The following is a 15,226-nucleotide window of genomic DNA, read 5'->3' on the forward strand; positions in this document are numbered from 1 at the left end:
AGCGCGCCGTGAACACTTCCGCACTGCGCCTGCCACCCTCGCTGCATGTGCTGGAGCGAGGGTGGCTATCGTCCAACAACGTGCTGCTGTTCGGCCGCGATGAAGTCGCCCTGATCGACAGCGGCTACGTTGCGCATGCCGAACAGACGCAGACGCTGGTGCGCCACGTGCTGCACCAGCGCGGACGTGAGCGTCTCGATGTGCTGCTCAATACCCATCTGCATTCGGACCACTGCGGCGGCAATGCCGCACTGCAGGCCGCGTACGGCTGCCGCATCGCCATCCCCGCCGCCGAGGATGACAAGGTGCGCCGCTGGGACGAAGCAGCCCTGAGCTACCGCGCCACCGGCCAGCGCTGCCCGCGCTTTGCGCATGACCAGTTGATCCGCAGCGGCGATGTGCTGCGCCTGGGTGATCTCGACTGGACCGCGCTGGCCGCCCCCGGCCATGATCCGCATGCGCTGCTGCTGTATTGCGCACAGGAAGGCGTGCTGATCTCGGCCGATGCCTTGTGGCGCAATGGCTTCGGGATCATCTTCCCGGAGCTGGACGGCCAATCCGGTTTCGACGAAGCGCGTGCCACGCTGGAGCTGATCCGCAGTCTTGAGGTGCGCACCGTCATTCCCGGCCACGGCGCGCCCTTCACCGAAGTCGATGATGCGCTGGAGAGGGCCTTCTCGCGGCTGGATTATCTGCAGGCCGACCCGCTGCGCAATGCGCACAATGGCATCAAGGTATTGGTGAAGTTTCTGCTGCTGGAGCGCGGCCGCATTGCGCTGGCGGACTTGCCGGCGATGATGCGGGAGATTCCCCTGTTGCGCATCACCAATGCGCGCTTCCTGCAGATGGACGACACGGCACTGGCCGACTGGTGCGTAGCGCAACTGGTGAAGGCGGGCGCCGCCATCAGCGACGGCACCTTTCTGCTGGACCGCTGAATGCGCGCTGACACGGCAGAGGCGGCAGAAGGGGCGAGGGTGCTGTTATCATTTCCGGCCTGTCCTGTTGCCGGCCTTGTGCCTAATTTCTGATCACCATGAACGATACCGCTGCCGCCCTGCCCTCTTCCGCCCAACGCGTTGCCGACCTGCTGGCCGCGATGGGTCATGACAAACCGGTCGTGATGCTGCCCTCGACCGGCCGCACCTCCGCCGAAGCCGCTGCCGCCGTGGGTTGCAGCGTGGCCGAGATCGCCAAGTCCATCATCTTCCGCCGCGTGGCCGACGATGCGCCGGTGCTGGTCATCGCCAGCGGTGCCAACCGCGTGGACGAAGCCAAGGTCACCGCATTGACCGGCCCGCTGGGCAAGGCTGATGCCAGGTTCGTGCGCGACACCACCGGCTATGCCATCGGCGGCGTCTGCCCGATCGGCCACGTGGTCAAGCCGGTGATGCTGATCGACCGTGACCTCTTCAACTTCGATAGCGTCTGGGCGGCAGCCGGCCATCCGCATGCCGTCTTCAACCTGACCGCCGCGCAGCTGGAGAAGATGACCGGCGGCACGGTGGCCGATGTGCGCCTGGATGCCGCGCCGACGGCCGGCTGATCCGGTACGCCGCAGCCCACGATTCCCTGTCACGCCAACGGAGACCCCGCATGATGAGCCTGCCCAAGAAAGTGAAGATCGTCGAAGTCGGACCGCGCGACGGTTTGCAGAACGAGAAGGAAACCATTTCCGCCGAGATCAAGATCGCGCTGGTCAACCAGCTTTCTGCGGCGGGTTTTCCGAATGTGGAGGCGGCCTCTTTCGTCTCGCCCAAGTGGGTGCCGCAGATGGCGACCTCCAGCGAAGTCATGCAGGGCATCACGCGCAAGCCGGGCGTGGTGTATTCCGCGCTGGTGCCCAACATGAAGGGCTTCGAGGCGGCGCTGGCGGCGGGGGTGGATGAGGTGGTGATTTTTGGCGCGGCCTCGGAAGCGTTCTCGCAGAAGAACATCAATTGCTCCATTGCCGAATCCATCGAGCGCTTTGCCGAAGTGGCCAAGGCGGCCAAGGACCACCGCAAGCGCCTGCGTGCGGCGGTGAGTTGCGCGTTTGGTTGTCCGTACCAGGGTGAGGTGCCGCTGGAGGCGGTGGCCGACGTAGTACGGCGTTTCCGCGAACTGGGCTGTGACGAGATCGACATCGCCGACACCATCGGCGTGGCCACGCCGGACAAGGTGCGGCCGGTGATGGAAACGGCGATCCGGGAATTCCACATCGAAGGTTTATCGGGCCATTTCCACGATACCTATGGGCAGGCGCTGGCCAACATCTATGCCAGCCTGCAGACGGGCATCAGCATCTATCACGCCTCGGTCGCCGGGCTGGGCGGCTGCCCTTATGCCAAGGGTGCGACCGGGAATGTGGCCGCGGAAGACGTGCTGTACATGATGAACGGGCTGGGCATCGAGACCGGCATTGATCTGGATGCGGTGGTGGATGCCGGGCAGTTCATCTCGCAGCATCTGGGACGCAGGTCGGTGAGCCGCGCGGGCAATGCGATTGCGGCCAGGCGGGCGGGGTGAGCGCGGGGGCGGGCGAGGACGGCGGCGTTGGCGTTTGCGTTGGCGTTTGCGTCAAGGGGCCGCCCTGGTGGAGGGCGGCCTGATGCCGGTCCTCTGACCGGCCCGCTCAGCCGTGTTCAGTTCTTCGGCTTCTCGTCCAGCAGGCCCTGCTTGCGGATGTACTCGATGACCTTCTCCACGCCGTCGCCACTGCGCAGGTTGGTGAAGACGAAGGGACGCTCGCCGCGCATACGCCTGGCATCGGCCGCCATGATGTCCAGATTGGCGCCCACGTAGGGTGCCAGGTCGGTCTTGTTGATGATGAGCAAATCCGAGCGCGTAATGCCGGGGCCGCCCTTGCGCGGAATCTTTTCGCCACCGGCCACGTCGATCACGTAGATGGTCAGGTCCGACAGTTCCGGGCTGAAGGTCGCCGCAAGATTATCGCCACCGGACTCCACCAGGATCAGATCCAGGTCCGGAAAATCGGCGCTCATGCGGGCAATGGCTTCCAGGTTGATCGAGGCATCCTCGCGGATGGCGGTGTGCGGACAGCCGCCGGTCTCCACCCCCATCAGGCGTTCCGCCGGCAGCGCATCGGCGCGCAGCAGGATTTCCATGTCTTCCTTGGTGTAGATGTCATTGGTGATGACGGCCATGTCGTAATGGTCGCGCATGCGCTTGCACAGCATTTCGCACAGCGCCGTCTTGCCGGAACCGACCGGGCCGCCGATGCCCACGCGCAGCGGATTGGAAGTGGAGTTGCTCATGGTTGGTCTCTTGATCTCTTGGTCGCGTAAAAACGTAAATGATATAAATAATTAAGAGCGATAGATGCGGCTGTATTGCACCTCATGCTGCATCGACAGCAGCGACAGACCCGGTGCCCAGTTGCACAGCTCGTCATCCTCCAGCGTGAGCGCGGTGGCCGCGGCCTTTTCCAGTTCCGGCTGCAGCGACAGCAGGATGCGCTGCCCCGCCACCTGACCCAGCGGCACCGTCTTCACGCAGGCCAGCACCTGATTCTCGGCCCAGGCGAACAGCATGCCCAGCACCGCCGCCTCGCGCGGCACCTGCAGGGCCACGGTGGCAAAGGCCAGCGAAGTCGGCAGCGGCAGTTCCGGCTGCGCCTGCAGGATGGCCAGCAAGGTCTCATCGCCCAGCTTCAGGTCGGTGACCAGTTTGCCCAGCGAATAGCCCATCTGAATGGTTTCGGCACGAAACTCGGATGTATCGCGGGCCGCGATGAAGTGTTCGGTCCACAAGCTGACGTTTTCTGCATCACGGGCCTCGAAGGCCGCTACCAGACGCGCAAAGATGGGGGCCTCGAAACGCGCCACCACCTCATGCAACGCATGGCCGATCCAGGCGCGCGCCGTGGCTTCGCTGCTGACCCGCCCGTTTTCGATGGCCGCCTCCAGCCCTTGCGAATAGCTGTAGGCGCCAATCGGCAGGGACGGGCTGCTCAGTTGCAGCAGATGCAGCAAGGCGCTGGCTTGCATGGGGTCAGCCCTCTTCCTTCTTGTCGCCCGGACGATGGATTTTCTGGCGCAGCGGAATCGGCGCCAGCGGATTGTGGTGATGGTCGTCGCCATGATGGTGATGACCGCCGCCATAGGCGCCCGCTTCCGGCTCGAAAGCCGCCAGCTCTTCGGTCACGCGCGCGCCCAGTCCTTCCAGCATTTCCTTCAGCACCGGGTCCTTGCGGATGCGCAGGAAACCGACGCCACCCTCGTGGCCCACATGTGCCTGGGTATGACGATTGCCGAGGTGGAAGGCGCAACGCAGCAGCAGGTGCGCATCAGCCGCATCGACGCGATAAGTCGCCTCGGCCTTGGCGATGATCCTGACCACGCGGCCATCATCGCCGCGCAGCAGGTCACCATCGCGCAGCACCGTACCACGCACGGTGAACACCGCCACGTCCTCACCTGAACGCAAGGTGGCGCGCAGGCGGCTCTTCTCGCGCTGGTCGTAGGGCAGTTCCAGTTCGCCATCGATCCGGTCGGCCTGGGCTATCTTGGTATTGAGAGTCAGCATGAAGAAACCTAAAGAAAATCAGAACAGGAAATAACGCTGCGCCAGCGGCAGCGAACGCGCGGGTTCGCACACCAGCAGCTCGCCATCGGCGCGCACTTCATACGTCTCGGCATCGACTTCCATCTTCGGTGTGGCACCGTTGTGGATCATGTCGCGCTTGCGCAGGTTGCGCATGTTCTTCACCGCCACCACCGGTTTGTTGAGCTTGAGTTGCTCACCGATGCCGGCATCGAAGGCGGCTTGCGAGACGAAGGTCATCGAGGTCTTCAGGCCGCCACCATAGGCACCGAACATCATGCGGTAATGCACCGGCTGCGGGGTCGGAATCGAGGCATTCGGGTCACCCATCTGGGCGGCCGCGATCATGCCGCTTTTCAGGATCATCGAGGGCTTGGCCCCGAAGAAGGCCGGTTTCCACAGCACGATGTCGGCGATCTTGCCCACTTCCAGCGAGCCGACCACGTGCGAGATGCCGTGGGTAATGGCCGGGTTGATGGTGTACTTGGCGATGTAGCGCTTGATGCGGAAGTTGTCGTTGCGCGAGCTGTCTTCCTTGAGCGAACCGCGCTGCACCTTCATCTTGTGCGCGGTCTGCCAGGTGCGCATGATCACTTCACCCACGCGGCCCATGGCCTGCGAGTCGGAGGACATCATCGAGATCGCGCCGATGTCATGCAGGATGTCTTCGGCGGCAATGGTCTCGCGGCGGATGCGCGATTCGGCAAAGGCGATGTCTTCGGCGATGGCGGGGTCCAGGTGATGGCAGACCATCAGCATGTCCAGGTGTTCGTCCAGCGTATTGACCGTGAAGGGACGGGTCGGATTGGTGGACGACGGCAGCACGTTGCCCTCGCCCACGGCCGCGATGATGTCCGGTGCGTGGCCGCCGCCGGCGCCTTCGGTGTGGAAGGTGTGGATGGTGCGGTCCTTGAAGGCCGCCAGCGTGTGCTCCAGGAAGCCGCCTTCATTGAGGGTGTCGGTGTGGATGGCCACCTGGATGTCCATGCGGTCGGCCACCGTCAGGCAGTTGTCGATGGCCGCAGGGGTCGAGCCCCAGTCCTCGTGCAACTTGAGGCCAATGGCACCGGCGCGGATTTGTTCTTCCAGCGGCAGCGGCAGGCTGACGTTGCCCTTGCCGAGGAAACCGAGGTTCATCGGGAAGGCGTCCGCTGCGGCCAGCATGGAATGGATGTGCCAGGGGCCGGGCGTGCAGGTGGTCGCGGCCGTGCCGACGGCGGGTCCGGTGCCGCCGCCAATCATGGTGGTGACGCCACTCATGAGCGCTTCCTCGATCTGCTGCGGACAGATGAAGTGGATGTGGCTGTCGATGCCGCCTGCCGTCACGATCATGCCTTCACCGGCGATGATCTCGGTGGCGCCACCGATGGCCATGGTCACGCCGGGCTGGATATCCGGATTGCCGGCCTTGCCGATGCCGGCGATCTTGCCCGACTTGATGCCGATGTCGGCCTTGACGATGCCCCAGTGATCGACGATGAGCGCATTGGTGATGACGGTATCCATCACGTCGGCATAGGCGCGCTGCGACTGGCCCATGCCGTCGCGGATCACCTTGCCACCGCCGAATTTCACTTCCTCGCCATAGACCGTATAGTCCTTTTCCACCTCCAGGAACAGCTCGGTATCGGCCAGGCGCACACGGTCGCCGACGGTGGGGCCAAACATCTCGGCATAGGCCGAACGGGAAATCTTGCTCATTGTTCCTGCCCCTTCTTGTCATTGCCGTGCTGGGTCTTCAGCTTGCCCATCACCAGCGCATTGAAGCCATAGACGCGGCGCTCGCCCGCCAGCGCCACCAGTTCCACCGTGCGTTGCTGACCGGGCTCGAAGCGCACGGCCGTGCCCGCTGCAATGTTGAGGCGCATGCCATAGGCCGCTTCACGCTCGAAGCGCAGTGCCGGATTGGTCTCGTAGAAATGGAAGTGGGAACCGACCTGGATAGGACGGTCGCCGCTGTTGGCCACCGTGACCGTCACGGTGGGGCGGCCGGTATTGAGTTCGATCTCGCCGGGTTCGACCAGCATTTCGCCTGGAATCATGACGCGCTCCTCAAGGAATCGGATGGTGGACGGTGACCAGCTTGCTGCCATCGGGGAAGGTGGCTTCGACCTGGATGTCGGGGATCATCTCGGGCACGCCTTCCATCACGTCCTCGCGCGTGAGGATGGTGGTGCCCTCGGACATCAGCTCGGCCACGGTCTTGCCATCGCGTGCGCCTTCCATGATGGCCGCCGTGATCAGCGCCACCGCTTCCGGATAATTGAGCTTGAGGCCACGGGCCTTGCGGCGTTCGGCCAGCAGGGCGGCGGTGAAGATGAGCAGCTTGTCTTTTTCTCTTGGTGTCAGTTCCATGTTGGCTCCTGGCCGTCTGGCGGCCTTCAGGTTCTATAACGTATGGAGGGGCTTGATTCAGTTTTCCTGATGCAGTTTTTACGTCGTGTTCATGTATTCCAGATGCGCGGAATGGCCGCCTGCTTGCCCGTCACGGCGGGGCGCAGCACATGCCAGGCCGCATGCAGCCACTGCCGCGCCACCAGGCTGGATTGCCCCATGTAGCGCGCGATGAGCACCTGCTTCATCAGCGTAGCGCCACTGCGTCCTTCCAGTTGCAGCGCGCCGATGGTTTCCCGCAGCCGTCCCAATAGCGCCGCATCCATGCCGTCGCCCACCGCGATCAGGGTGCCGCAGACGGTCTGCCCGTCCAACGCCAGCGGGCCTTGCATGGCACCTGCCTCGGCCTGCAGGCGGCCCTGCTCGAACCACACCAGCCTGCCGCCGCGGCGGATGCTGGTGCGCTGGCTGACGGCACCGGTGTTGAAGGTTTCGCCCGAAGCGGTGCGGCCGAAGCAAAGGATTTCCGCACCGAGGTATGCCGCGTCGGCGGCCAGGGTCACTTCATGTTCCATGCGCACGTCGGCGCCATCGAAGAAGATGGTTTCCTGCGGCAGCCATTCCAACGTCGCCCCAGCTGCGGCGTCGAGCCTGACGGCCTGGCGCGAGGACTGGCCGTTGGCGCGATACCACTTGCCGGCACCGGGCGTGGTCAGCAGCGCATGGGCGCGTTCGTCCACCTCCGCGCTGATGGAGAGCTGGTCGCCACCGACGATGCCGCCCGGCGGATGGACGATGATGGCGTGGCAGATGGACGGGTCTTCGGGATAGAGCGGCTTCTGTACGCGCAGCGGGCCAAAGTGCTGGCGGCGCAGCAGGCGCGTGGTGCCCTGGTCGTCGGCAAAGCCCAGCGCCAGGCGTGCCTGGTCCGGCGCATGCCGCAGGGGCGCGCCTGGTGTCGCGGGGGCCGGCATGCTGGCGGGTTCCGGATGGCCGGGGAGTCGTTTCATACCTGGTTATTCATTGCGTGGAAGGCGGCGTGTGCAAGCGGACTGCCGGGCCGCGAACATGCGACTTTATAGCAGACCCGCTGCAAAAGCGCAGCCTTCCTGTGCGGCGGCCTCAGACCGCCAGATGCTTCTTCACGTCCTCGCCATCCATCTGGTCTTGCGTACCTGCCGCCACCACCTCGCCACGGGACATGACGACGAAGGTATCGGCCAGTTCGCGGGCGAAGTCGAAATACTGCTCGCACAGCAGGATGCCGATGTCGCCGCGCTGGCGCAGCAGGCTGATCACGCGGCCGATGTCCTTGATGATGGAAGGCTGGATGCCCTCGGTCGGCTCATCCAGGATGATGAGCTTGGGCTCGGCCAGCAGCGCCCGGGCAATCGCCAGTTGCTGCTGTTGGCCGCCGGAAAGATCGCCGCCGCGACGATGCAGCATTTCCTTCAACACCGGGAAGAGTTCATAGACCTCGCCCTTGATGGTGGAGGCACGACGACCCGAGAGCGTGGCCATGCCCATGAGCATGTTTTCTTCCACGGTCAGGCGCGCGAAGATCTCGCGTCCCTGCGGCACGTAGGCGATGCCCAGCTTGGCGCGCTGGTGCGGCTTCAGACGGGTGATGTCCTGGCCTTCGAAGCTGACGTTGCCCTTGGCCACCGGCAGTACGCCCATCAGGCATTTCAGGAGCGTGGTCTTGCCCACGCCATTGCGACCCAGCAGGGACAAGACACGGCCCTTCTGCACATCGAGCGAGACGCCGCGCAGCGTATGCGCGGCGCCGTAGTACTGGTTCAGTTCATTGACTTGCAGCATGGATGATGGTCTCCGCTCTTATCGTCCCAGGTAGACTTCGATGACGCGCTCGTTGGACTGCACCTCGCGCATGTTGCCCTCGGCCAGCACCGATCCTTCGTGCAGCACGGTCACCTTGCCACCCTGGGCGATCTCCTCGACGAAGCCCATGTCGTGTTCCACCACCATGATGGAATGCTTGCCGCGCAGCTCGTTCAACAGCTCGGCGGTGCGTGCGGTCTCGGCGTCGGACATGCCGGCCACCGGTTCATCGAGCAGCAGCAGCTGCGGCTCCTGCATCAACAGCATGCCGATTTCCAGCCACTGCTTCTGGCCGTGCGAGAGCAGGCCGGCCAGGCGATGTTCCTGACCGTTCAAACGGATCAGTTTGAGGATTTCCTCGATCTTGCCGATCTGCGCCGAGGACAGGCGCGCAAAGAGCGTGGTCTTGACGCGCTTGTCCATCTTCATCGCCAGTTCCAGGTTCTCGAACACGGTGTGCTGCTCGAACACGGTCGGGCGCTGAAACTTGCGGCCGATGCCCGCATGCGCGATTTCGTATTCGGTCATCCTGGTCAGGTCGATGGTCTGGCCGAAGAAGGCGGTGCCGGCCGTGGGCCGGGTCTTGCCGGTGATGACGTCCATCATCGTGGTCTTGCCCGCGCCATTGGGACCGATGATGCAGCGCAGTTCACCCACCGAGATATCCAGATTCAGGTTGTTGATGGCCTTGAAGCCATCGAAGGACACCGTGATGTTTTCCAGATAGAGGATGGCACCGTGGGTGGTATCGACGCCCTCAGGTTTGATGCGTTCGTAGGATGCACCGTGGTCGGCGCGGGGCGTATCGACGTTGCCGCCCAGGCCGCCGATGGCGACCGCGTTTTTTCCCATGCTCTTGCCGGATTCGATGGCACTCATGCGGCCTCCTTGGATGCGCTGCCCTCGGCGGGCGCGGCATCGCGTTTCTTGAATTTCTGCACCAGCCCCAGGATGCCCTGCGGCAGGAACAGTGTGACCAGGATGAAGATCAGCCCCAGCGCATACAACCACAGGTCGGGGAAGGCGGCGGTGAACCAGCTCTTCAGGCCATTGACGGTGAAGGCGCCGATGATCGGCCCGATCAGCGTGCCACGCCCGCCGACGGCGGCCCAGATCACCATCTCGATGGAGTTGGCCGGCGACATTTCGGAGGGATTGATGATGCCCACCTGTGGTACGTACAAGGCACCGGCGATGCCGCAGATCACGGCCGAGAGCGTCCATACGAAGAGCTTGAACCACAGCGGGTTGTAGCCGATGAACATGAGGCGCGATTCGGAATCGCGCACGCCCTGCAGCACGCGGCCCAGCTTGGAAGTGACGATCATGCGGCACAGCACCAGCGCACCGAACAGAAGCGCCAGCGTCACCAGATACAGCACTGCCTTGGTGGCCGGTGCGGTGATGGTGAAACCGAGGATGCGCTTGAAGTCGGTGAAGCCGTTGTTGCCACCGAAGCCGGTATCGTTGCGGAAGAACAGCAGCATGAAGGCGAAGGTCATCGCCTGCGTGATGATGGAGAAATACACGCCCTTGATGCGCGAACGGAACGCGAAGTAACCGAACACGAAGGCCAAGAGACCCGGCACCAGCACCACCAGCAGCATGGAGAACCAGAAGTGGTCGGTCATCCACCAGTACCACGGATAGGCCTTCCAGTTCAGGAACACCATGAAGTCCGGCAGGTCGCTCTGGTACACGCCGTCACGACCGATGGCGCGCATCAGGTACATCCCATGCGCGTATCCGCCCAGTGCGAAGAAAACGCCATGCCCCAGCGAGAGGATGCCGGTGTAGCCCCACACCAGATCCAGTGCCAGCGCGGCCATGGCATAGCACATGAACTTTCCGACCAGAGCGACGGTATAGGACGACACGTGCAGCGCGCTATCGGCGGGGAACAGCAGGTTGCACACCGGCAGCAGCGCCAACACGATGGTGCAGATGACGATGCCGGTCCAGGACGGGCGATTGAACAGCGAGGGGCGCATGATCATGGTGCTCATTCCACGCTCCTTCCCTTGAGTGCGAAGAGGCCTTGCGGACGCTTCTGGATGAATACGATGATGAAGACCAGGATGGCGATCTTGGCCAGCACGGCACCGGCCATCGGCTCCAGGAATTTGTTGACTTCGCCCAGGCCGAAGGCAGCGATGACGGTCCCGGCCAGCTGGCCCACACCGCCCAGCACCACCACCATGAAGGAATCCACGATGTAGCCCTGTCCCAGGTCGGGACCGACGTTGCCCAGCTGCGAGAGCGCCACGCCACCCAGACCGGCGATGCCGCAACCGAGGCCGAAGGTCATCATGTCGATCTTGCCGGTGGACACGCCCACGCAGTCGGCCATGCGGCGGTTCTGCGTGACGGCGCGCACGAACAGGCCCAGACGGGTCTTGTTGAGGATCAGCCAGACCGCGAACACCACGAACAGCGCAAAGAACACGATCACGATGCGGTTATAGGACAGCACCAGCGAACCCAGCACGGTGACGCCGCCCGACATCCAGCTGGGGTTGGCCACTTCCACGTTCTGGGCGCCGAAGATGGAGCGCACACCTTGCATCAGCATCAGGCTGATGCCCCAGGTGCAGAGCAGGGTTTCCAGCGGACGGCCATAGAGCCAGCGGATCACCAGGCGCTCCAGTGCAATGCCGACGGCCGCGGCGACGATGAAGGCCGCCGGCAGTGCCACCACCAGATACGCATCGATGGCACCGGGGAAGAACTTGCGGAACACCAGCTGGCACACATAGGTGGTGTAGGCGCCGATCATCAGCAATTCACCGTGGGCCATGTTGATGATGCCCATGAGGCCGAAGGTGATGGCCAGTCCCAGCGCGGCCAGCAGCAGCACGCTGCCCAGCGAGACACCATAGAACAGCTTGCCGGCGAAATCGACGATGGCCAGGTGGCGGTCCAGTGCGGAGAGGGTGCGCACCGCTTCCACGCGCACGCCTTCATCCGGTTCGACATAGGAGCCGTCCGGATTTTTCGCCAGCATGTTTTCCAGCACCGGCTTGAGGGATGCATTGGTGGTCTCCGCCAGCTTCTTGACGGCCGCGCGGCGCGCCGCCGGGTCGGTCGAATGCAGGTTGGCGGTGGCCTGTACCTGTTGCAGCACGTCCTTGATCTGCGCATCGCTTTCTTTGGCGAGCGCTTTTTCGATCAGCGGGATCTGGGCCGGATCGGCGTTCTTGAGCAATTCATTGGCAGCCGCCAGGCGCTGGTCGCGTTGCGGCGAGAGCAGCTTCAGGCCCGAGAGCGCGCCCTCGACGGCGCCGCGCAGGCGGTTGTTGACGGTGATGCCTTCGGCGTCATCCGGCGCCGGACCGGTCTGGTCATTGGCCGGGTTGAAGGCCTTGCCTGAATCGTCCACGATCAGGACGTCACCGGCGGGGGTGACATAGAGCGCGTCGCTGTTCAAGGCATTGAGAATCTTCAGCGCGTCCTCGTTGGCCAGCGCTGCAATCTGGTTGACGGCATCGATGCGCGCGTCGGGGTCGTCTCCGCCAAGGGGCGTGAGCAAGGCCGGATCGATGGCTGCAGACGCCGCCAGGGCGTGCGCGCAAAGCCAGGTCGCGAGCAGCCCGCGTAGGAACTGGATGGCTGGTTTCATGGTCGGTGTGCGCCTCGAAGCGCGGGCCGGTCTGTGTTGCGGCCGGGGCGAGTCGTCGGGCGGTTTTCTTGTGGAGAGAGATGCATTGGGGCGGATGGAGCGCCTTCGATACGCCGCGTTGCGGCTACTCAGTCCGAACGGGTCTTTGTTGCACAACCCACAGACCGTTCGTCCTGAGTAGCCGCGCAAGCGGCGTATCGAAGGCGCTCCGAAGAACGCCAAGAACTACAACAACCGCAAGCTTAGTTCTTCTGCTTGCTTTCGTTACCCGGGATGTACGGGCTCCAGGGTTGCGCGCGGATGGTGGTCTTGGTCTTGTAGACCACGTTGAACTGACCGTCCGCCTTGATTTCGCCGATCATGACGGGCTTGTGCAGGTGGTGGTTGGTCTTGTCCATTTCCAGCGTGTAGCCCGACGGTGCCTTGTAGGTCTGGCCGCCCATGGCTGCGATCACCTTGTCGGTGTCGGTGGACTTGGCCTTTTCCACAGCCTGTGCCCACATGTGGATGCCGACGTAGGTGGCTTCCATCGGGTCGTTGGTCACGACGGTATCGGCGTTGGGCAGGTTCTTGGCCTTGGCGTATTCCTTCCACTTCTTGATGAAGGCGGCGTTGACCGGATTCTTCACCGATTCGAAGTAGTTCCAGGCGGCCAGGTGGCCCACCAGCGGCTTGGTATCGACACCGCGCAGTTCTTCTTCACCCACCGAGAATGCCACCACCGGCACGTCGGTCGCCTTCAGGCCGGCATTGCCCAGTTCCTTGTAGAAGGGGACGTTGGAGTCGCCGTTGATGGTCGAGATCACGGCCGTCTTGCCACCGGCGGAGAACTTCTTGATGTTGGCGACGATGGTCTGGTAGTCCGAGTGGCCGAACGGGGTGTAGACCTCATCGATATCGGAATCCTTCACGCCCTTGCTGTGCAGGAAGGCGCGCAGGATCTTGTTGGTGGTGCGCGGATACACGTAGTCGGTGCCCAGCAGCACGAAGCGCTTGGCGCCGCCGCCTTCCTTGGACATCAGGTATTCCACGGCGGGAATGGCTTGCTGGTTGGGAGCCGCACCGGTATAGAAGACGTTCTTCTCCAGTTCTTCACCTTCGTACTGCACCGGGTAGAACAGCAGGCTGTTCAGTTCCTTGAAGACCGGCAGCACCGACTTGCGCGACACCGAGGTCCAGCAACCGAAGACCACCGACACCTTGTCCTGCGAGATCAGCTGACGTGCCTTTTCGGCGAACAGCGGCCAGTTCGAGGCCGGGTCGACCACCACCGGTTCCAGCTTCTTGCCCATCACGCCGCCGGCGGCGTTGATTTCGTCGATGGTCATCAGGGCCACGTCCTTCAGGGACGTTTCGGAGATGGCCATGGTACCCGACAGCGAATGCAGGATACCGACCTTGATGGTATCGGCAGCAAAGGCCGACGGCAGCCAGGAGGATGCGGCCAGCGCGAAGGCGCCCAGAGCGGTGGCTTTCAGTACGGTACGACGTGACATGTAGTGCTCCCTCGAGAAAAGTTTTGGAAGATTTTTTTCACTGCCCAGTCGCTTTAGCAGATTGCGTGCCAATGCCCGGCACGACGCCTGCGGGCTGCATCAAAGCGGGGCGGGGAGGGGAAAGAGGCGCAAGGAATGTTGTCAGGCGCGCCAGAACTACGCACCAAAGCCGGGCGGCATTGTCGACAGTCCGATGGCGCGCCGGCAATATTCACCAGCCTGGCGCTCACACCTGCGCGATCTTGGTGCACCGCTCAAAGCGCCAGTGGAGGCGGATTTGCGGCGAGTTGGCCGACTTCTTGAGAGGTGAGACGGATTGTTTACAATAATCAGCAAACCTCCGCCAGGCAGCGTGACCCATCACGGTGCCTGGCGGTCTTGCGGTGCGTGGGGTGGTGTTTCTTCAGCGCAGCAACACGCGCTGCATGAATTGCCGCAGCGGGAATTCGATCAGGTTTTGCAAGGCCACCGGCAACTCCAGCGGCCGCATGATCATCTTGATGGTGGTCTCGGGTCTGAGATTGACGAGCACGGTGCGGCTCATGCGCGAGGCCAGTTCCTTCACGCGCGCCGGATCGGCCGCCAGTTCCGGCTTGTACACCTTGACCACGTGGCGGATGGCGCAATCGGCATCTTCGCTCTTGAGTTCCAGGGTGCGCCGGCTCAAGGTGCCGAAGACGCGCGAGCGGCCGATGTTTTCCTCGCGGCGATAACGGCGGAAGTACTGGTAGAAGTGCTTGTAGTGATTCACCTCGTCATTGGCGATGAGCCCGGCCAGATGTTTGAGGACCGGCTCGTCGGTGGCGCGGGCCAGCGCCCGGTAATACGTGGAGGTGCCGGTCTCGACCACGCAGCGCGCAGCCAGCTCCTGAGCCCGCGTGGGTTCGAGCAGCTCGACCTTGCAGTACTGCGAGTATTCCTCCAGAAAGCCCTGATAGGCGCGCTGCCAGTCGAACTCCGGCCAGACGTGCTCGACGTAGGCGCGCAGGGCAGCGCCGTGCTGCAGTTCTTCCTTTTCCCATTGCTCGCGCAACCAGTTCTCGACCTCGGCATCGCCCTGGTAGTACTCCACCAGGTTATGGGTGTAAAGATCGGACCCGCTTTCGACGAAGGAGGCGCAGGCCACGAGATAGAACAGGTCTTCATCCTGCCGCACCCGCGCTCGGTCGATGCGGTTCAGGTCGATGTCATCGATGGTCCAGTGTTTTTTTTCTTGGCGACTCGGGTTCATCTGCTATACCTCTCTTCTGAAGTGACGGTGGGCATAGCGATATGATGCAGTGCAGGGACATTGGTTCAGGGCCGCTTTGGTCACCTTGACCTAACTTTGCAAAAGATGTGTACCGGCGGCATCGGCGGCAGCACCCGTCAGCGTTTTGTCAGTCGCGAA

Annotated in this window: 16 protein-coding genes; 3 read left to right on the forward strand and 13 right to left on the reverse strand. The window is 63.2% G+C overall.

Annotated features, from left to right (window positions below):
• Positions 1-8 precede the first annotated feature (8 nt).
• From AACH55_RS24325 to AACH55_RS24335, 3 genes are all read left to right on the forward strand, one after another.
• Positions 9-938 (forward strand): MBL fold metallo-hydrolase, encoded by a 930-nt coding sequence (locus AACH55_RS24325; protein ID WP_338717254.1) that lies wholly within the window; start codon positions 9-11, stop codon positions 936-938.
• Between the two features lie 98 nt (positions 939-1,036).
• Positions 1,037-1,546 (forward strand): YbaK/EbsC family protein, encoded by a 510-nt coding sequence (locus AACH55_RS24330; RefSeq protein ID WP_338717255.1) that lies wholly within the window; start codon positions 1,037-1,039, stop codon positions 1,544-1,546.
• Between the two features lie 53 nt (positions 1,547-1,599).
• Entirely contained in the window at positions 1,600-2,508 is a 909-nt protein-coding gene (locus AACH55_RS24335; RefSeq protein WP_338720410.1) for a hydroxymethylglutaryl-CoA lyase, read from the forward strand.
• 116 nt (positions 2,509-2,624) lie between these two features.
• Here the strand turns inward: AACH55_RS24335 and ureG are convergent, their stop codons facing one another.
• The 13 genes from ureG to AACH55_RS24400 all read right to left on the reverse strand — a co-directional run bounded on the left by ureG (position 2,625) and on the right by AACH55_RS24400 (position 15,067).
• A complete protein-coding gene (ureG, locus tag AACH55_RS24340; protein WP_338717256.1) occupies positions 2,625-3,257 on the reverse strand; it encodes an urease accessory protein UreG in 633 nt (210 codons plus the stop codon).
• Between the two features lie 51 nt (positions 3,258-3,308).
• Positions 3,309-3,989 (reverse strand): urease accessory protein UreF, encoded by a 681-nt coding sequence (locus tag AACH55_RS24345; RefSeq protein WP_338717257.1) that lies wholly within the window; start codon positions 3,987-3,989, stop codon positions 3,309-3,311.
• A gap of 4 nt (positions 3,990-3,993) precedes the next feature.
• Positions 3,994-4,527: an urease accessory protein UreE gene (gene ureE / locus AACH55_RS24350; RefSeq protein ID WP_338717258.1), complete on the reverse strand. Its 534-nt coding sequence runs from the start codon at positions 4,525-4,527 to the stop codon at positions 3,994-3,996.
• Between the two features lie 18 nt (positions 4,528-4,545).
• Positions 4,546-6,246: an urease subunit alpha gene (ureC, locus tag AACH55_RS24355; protein ID WP_338717259.1), complete on the reverse strand. Its 1,701-nt coding sequence runs from the start codon at positions 6,244-6,246 to the stop codon at positions 4,546-4,548.
• Positions 6,243-6,587 (reverse strand): urease subunit beta, encoded by a 345-nt coding sequence (locus tag AACH55_RS24360; protein WP_338717260.1) that lies wholly within the window; start codon positions 6,585-6,587, stop codon positions 6,243-6,245. The genes ureC and AACH55_RS24360 overlap by 4 nt, the downstream gene beginning before the upstream one ends.
• 10 nt (positions 6,588-6,597) lie before the next feature.
• The gene (locus tag AACH55_RS24365) at positions 6,598-6,900 is read right to left on the reverse strand and encodes an urease subunit gamma (RefSeq protein ID WP_088755411.1); all 303 of its coding nucleotides are present in this window, start codon (positions 6,898-6,900) and stop codon (positions 6,598-6,600) included.
• A gap of 89 nt (positions 6,901-6,989) precedes the next feature.
• Positions 6,990-7,853, reverse strand: coding sequence for an urease accessory protein UreD (locus tag AACH55_RS24370; RefSeq protein ID WP_338720412.1), 864 nt, complete (start codon positions 7,851-7,853; stop codon positions 6,990-6,992).
• Positions 7,854-8,001: 148 nt separating this feature from the next.
• On the reverse strand, positions 8,002-8,700 hold the full coding sequence (gene urtE / locus AACH55_RS24375; protein ID WP_075256308.1) for an urea ABC transporter ATP-binding subunit UrtE: 699 nt from the start codon (positions 8,698-8,700) through the stop codon (positions 8,002-8,004).
• Between the two features lie 18 nt (positions 8,701-8,718).
• A complete protein-coding gene (gene urtD, locus AACH55_RS24380) occupies positions 8,719-9,600 on the reverse strand; it encodes an urea ABC transporter ATP-binding protein UrtD (protein WP_338717263.1) in 882 nt (293 codons plus the stop codon).
• Positions 9,597-10,727, reverse strand: a complete 1,131-nt coding sequence (gene urtC / locus AACH55_RS24385) for an urea ABC transporter permease subunit UrtC (RefSeq protein ID WP_034339869.1) — start codon at positions 10,725-10,727, stop codon at positions 9,597-9,599. The genes urtD and urtC overlap by 4 nt, the downstream gene beginning before the upstream one ends.
• Positions 10,724-12,340, reverse strand: a complete 1,617-nt coding sequence (gene urtB / locus AACH55_RS24390; RefSeq protein ID WP_338717265.1) for an urea ABC transporter permease subunit UrtB — start codon at positions 12,338-12,340, stop codon at positions 10,724-10,726. Before urtB ends, urtC begins: the two co-directional genes overlap by 4 nt.
• 242 nt (positions 12,341-12,582) lie before the next feature.
• Positions 12,583-13,836 carry an urea ABC transporter substrate-binding protein gene (gene urtA / locus AACH55_RS24395; RefSeq protein WP_017452809.1) on the reverse strand — a complete coding sequence of 418 codons (1,254 nt, stop codon included), beginning with the start codon at positions 13,834-13,836 and terminating at the stop codon, positions 12,583-12,585.
• 403 nt (positions 13,837-14,239) lie between these two features.
• Positions 14,240-15,067, reverse strand: a complete 828-nt coding sequence (locus AACH55_RS24400) for a ferritin-like domain-containing protein (RefSeq protein WP_338717268.1) — start codon at positions 15,065-15,067, stop codon at positions 14,240-14,242.
• Between the last annotated feature and the right edge of the window lie 159 nt (positions 15,068-15,226).

The sequence above is a fragment of the Herbaspirillum sp. DW155 genome, from assembly GCF_037076565.1.
Classification (GTDB): domain Bacteria; phylum Pseudomonadota; class Gammaproteobacteria; order Burkholderiales; family Burkholderiaceae_D; genus Herbaspirillum.